We start from the raw sequence: 3,267 nt of genomic DNA on the forward strand, positions 1-3,267 counted from the left end.
GTGAAACCTCTTAGCGCCGATGGTAGTGTGGGGTTTCCTCATGTGAGAGTAGGTCATCGTCAGGCTTTTATTGTAAAACCCCGATCTGGATTCAGATCGGGGTTTTTTTATGTGCGAAAACCAAGTGAAAGTCAGGATTCGTTTGGGTTGGTGAGTTGAGCTGAATAGGGTAGCCGAATGCCAAGTTCTAGGCGGGTGGTTGAGCTGGTACACTCGGTCGGTGCTTAATAAGGGGGTGTGATGGACCTTTTGCTGGATATATTACGGGATGGTCAGTTCCATTCCGGGGATGCTATCGGAGAGCGGCTCGGTGTTGGTCGTGCGGCGGTATGGAAGCAGCTTAAGCGTCTGCAGGATCTGGGTCTTGATCTGGACTCTGTAAAGGGGAGGGGGTATCGCCTTGCTCCGGGTACTGAGCTGCTGGACAGGGGGCACATTACTCGCGCGCTTGACGATGGTTTAATGCCTATTAAGCTGGATCTGTTCTCTACCCTCGATTCGACGAATGAGTATGTGCTTGCTCAAGAGTGCGCGGCCAAGGGTTATTTTTGTATGTCCGAGCACCAAAGTGCGGGGAGGGGGCGTCGAGGGCGGCAATGGTGCAGTCCCTTTGGTGCCAATCTTTATTTGTCTTGCCTGTGGGAGTTCGCAGAAGGAGTTGCCGCGCTTGAGGGGTTGAGTCTTGCGGTGGGGCTGGCGGTGCAGCGTGCGATAGCCCGCGAGACGGGTTCTTATATGCATCTTAAGTGGCCTAATGATCTGTTGTGGCAGGGTCGAAAGCTCGCGGGTATTTTGTTGGAGATTAGTGGTGATCCTGCGGGTGAATGTCGAGTCGTTATTGGGGTTGGGGTGAATTTTCGGTTAACGAAAGCACAGCGTGATCTGGTTGATCAGCCTTGCGCTGACCTTTCAGAGTTGCCGGGCAAATTGCCATCAAAGAATCGCTTTGCGGCGTCGTTGATCTCAGAGTTGCTGAGGGTGCTGTCTTCGTTTGAGCGTCATGGTTTTAAGCCCTTTATGGACGAATGGTCACAATATGACGCTTTCAAAGGGCAGGTGATTTCTGTGCAGGTTGGATCGGGTCAGTGGTGTGAGGGGGTGAGTCATGGTGTCGATCAGCACGGAGCGTTGCAGGTTGATACGGACAAAGGGCTGATCAGTTATCGAGGGGGGGAGGTCAGCCTTCGAGGGAGTGCAGATGATACTTGATGTCGATGCAGGTAATACTCGCATTAAATGGGCGGTGCGTGGTGATGGTTCTAGCCATGGTTCGGCGTCGTACGATGAGTTGGGAGCTTTTCACTCGTGGTTACGTGCGAACTTACCACAGAAGGTCTGTCTGGGTGCGGTTGTCGATGCGGCTAAATTGTCACAGCTTATTGCGGCTATTGAGGATGTCTGGTCCGGCGATCTGGAGCGGGTGCAGGTCGTTGATGGCGTTCAGGGTGTATCTTTGGCGTACGATGATATATCAACGTTGGGAGTGGATCGTTGGTTGGCTTTATTGGCCGGACGCATGCGATATCCTGATCAAGAAGTCCTGATTGTTGACTGTGGTAGTGCAGTAACGCTTGACCTGCTGTCATCGGATGGGCGTCATTTGGGTGGTTACATCGTGCCTGGCATTAATATGATGCGTAACGCTCTATTTCATAATACGGATCGAGTAAAGGTGAGTGGAAATCCCCTTGGTGATGTTGCGCCGGGTCAGTCGACGATTGAGGCGGTTGATCATGGTGTTTTACGGTTGATCAAGTCTTTGATTGTAGATCTGGAGCACGAGGTGGAGGGGAGGCAGTTGCTTATTACGGGAGGTGATGGCAACGTGTTGGCTCGTTTAATGGGTTGTGAGGAGGCGCTTGCCCCTCATCTGGTTTTGGAAGGTATTGCGATAGCAGTGCCGGAGCAAGGATAGATTATGCGTTGGATTCTATTAATCCTGTTGTTGGCTAATGGTGTCTTTTTTAGTTATCAGTGGTATTTGAATTCCCGTGTTGTTGATTATCAGCCCGATAAACCTGTGCTTTCACAAAGTGCTGGTGAGCAGCTTTTGCTGTTGTCAGAGGAGCGGCAGTTGCAGCGCAAGCCTCGCCAGAAAGAGCTCAGCAAGCCTGAGGATAGTTCGGTCGTAAGCAGTAAAATGTGTGTGTACCTTGGCCCCTTCCAGGCCAAAGAAAGTGCCGAAGCACTGCATCAGCGATTACTGGCGCTTAGCGTGCAGGGAAGAGTTGATCCGGTAAAGGTTGCTGGTGAACCGGATTATTGGGTGTATATGAAGCCACTTATCTCGCGCGAAGAAGCGTTACGGCAACTAAAGGAACTGCAGCGCCAGAAAATAGACAGTTTTGTGGTGACCCAGGGTGAGATGAAAAATGGCATCTCGCTGGGTTTGTTTACCAAGAAGGCATCGGCTGATCGTGTTTTGGCTCGAATGAATAAATCTGGATATGACGCAGAAGTGAAGTTGATTGAGCGTTTCAGGGATGAATTCTGGGTGACGGTGACCGATGCGGAAGCGCGTCAGGTTGGTGATGATGTGTGGGAAAAAGTCGCTCAGGATTATCAGTTTATAGAAAAGGAACAGAATCTCTGCAAAGCCGTTGCATCGCCTCCATAGTTCCCTTAGAATTGCGCCCGCGATTGAGAGTGCCATTGCCGGTATAGCTCAGCTGGTAGAGCAACTGACTTGTAATCAGTAGGTCCCGAGTTCGACTCTTGGTGCCGGCACCATCTTCCCGTCATAACTAACGGTTTTAAGCGGCTAGAGTTAGTCGATAAAATAGTTGACATGAAAGGGGAGTGTAAGCAGAATATCGCCTCCTTGTGGGTGGGGTTCCCGAGTGGCCAAAGGGATCAGACTGTAAATCTGACGCGAAAGCTTCGCTGGTTCGAATCCAGCCCCCACCACCATTAGGTCTTGCTAAGCTGTTGAGTTAGGCGGGTATGGTATAACGGCTATTACCTCAGCCTTCCAAGCTGATGATGCGGGTTCGATTCCCGCTACCCGCTCCAGCAACAGGTTGTAGGGCTCAAGTAGCTCAGTTGGTAGAGCACACCCTTGGTAAGGGTGAGGTCGGCGGTTCAAATCCGCTCTTGAGCTCCATTATTTTGGAAGGGCAGAGCTAGGTTCTGTCCTTATTTTTTGGTTTTATAGTTTGACGGAGAGGTCTCCATGGCTAAGGAAACTTTTGAGCGTAATAAGCCCCACGTAAACGTGGGTACTATCGGTCACGTTGACCACGGTAAAACTACTCTGACAGCTGCTCT

4 protein-coding genes and 4 tRNA genes are annotated in these 3,267 nt (G+C 50.9%); all 8 read left to right on the forward strand.

Features of this window, described 5'->3' with window-relative positions; all coding sequences use genetic code 11:
• Window positions 1-240 precede the first annotated feature (240 nt).
• Window positions 241-1,209: a bifunctional biotin--[acetyl-CoA-carboxylase] ligase/biotin operon repressor BirA gene (gene birA / locus MIB40_RS19200; RefSeq protein ID WP_249697121.1), complete on the forward strand. Its 969-nt coding sequence runs from the start codon at window positions 241-243 to the stop codon at window positions 1,207-1,209.
• Window positions 1,199-1,915: a type III pantothenate kinase gene (locus MIB40_RS19205; protein WP_249697122.1), complete on the forward strand. Its 717-nt coding sequence runs from the start codon at window positions 1,199-1,201 to the stop codon at window positions 1,913-1,915. Before birA ends, MIB40_RS19205 begins: the two co-directional genes overlap by 11 nt.
• Before the next feature lie 3 nt (window positions 1,916-1,918).
• Window positions 1,919-2,617, forward strand: coding sequence for an SPOR domain-containing protein (locus tag MIB40_RS19210; RefSeq protein WP_249697123.1), 699 nt, complete (start codon window positions 1,919-1,921; stop codon window positions 2,615-2,617).
• Between the two features lie 37 nt (window positions 2,618-2,654).
• Window positions 2,655-2,730, forward strand: a tRNA-Thr gene (locus tag MIB40_RS19215).
• Window positions 2,731-2,826: 96 nt separating this feature from the next.
• Window positions 2,827-2,910 (forward strand) — tRNA-Tyr (locus MIB40_RS19220).
• Between the two features lie 27 nt (window positions 2,911-2,937).
• Window positions 2,938-3,012: transfer RNA gene (locus MIB40_RS19225), tRNA-Gly, on the forward strand.
• A 15-nt stretch (window positions 3,013-3,027) separates the two neighbouring features.
• A tRNA-Thr gene (locus MIB40_RS19230) sits at window positions 3,028-3,103 on the forward strand.
• A gap of 69 nt (window positions 3,104-3,172) precedes the next feature.
• On the forward strand, window positions 3,173-3,267 hold a 95-nt coding region (locus MIB40_RS19235; protein ID WP_249696929.1), incomplete at its 3' end, for a GTP-binding protein.

The sequence above is a fragment of the Aestuariirhabdus haliotis genome, from assembly GCF_023509475.1.
In the GTDB taxonomy this organism is placed as follows: domain Bacteria; phylum Pseudomonadota; class Gammaproteobacteria; order Pseudomonadales; family Aestuariirhabdaceae; genus Aestuariirhabdus; species Aestuariirhabdus haliotis.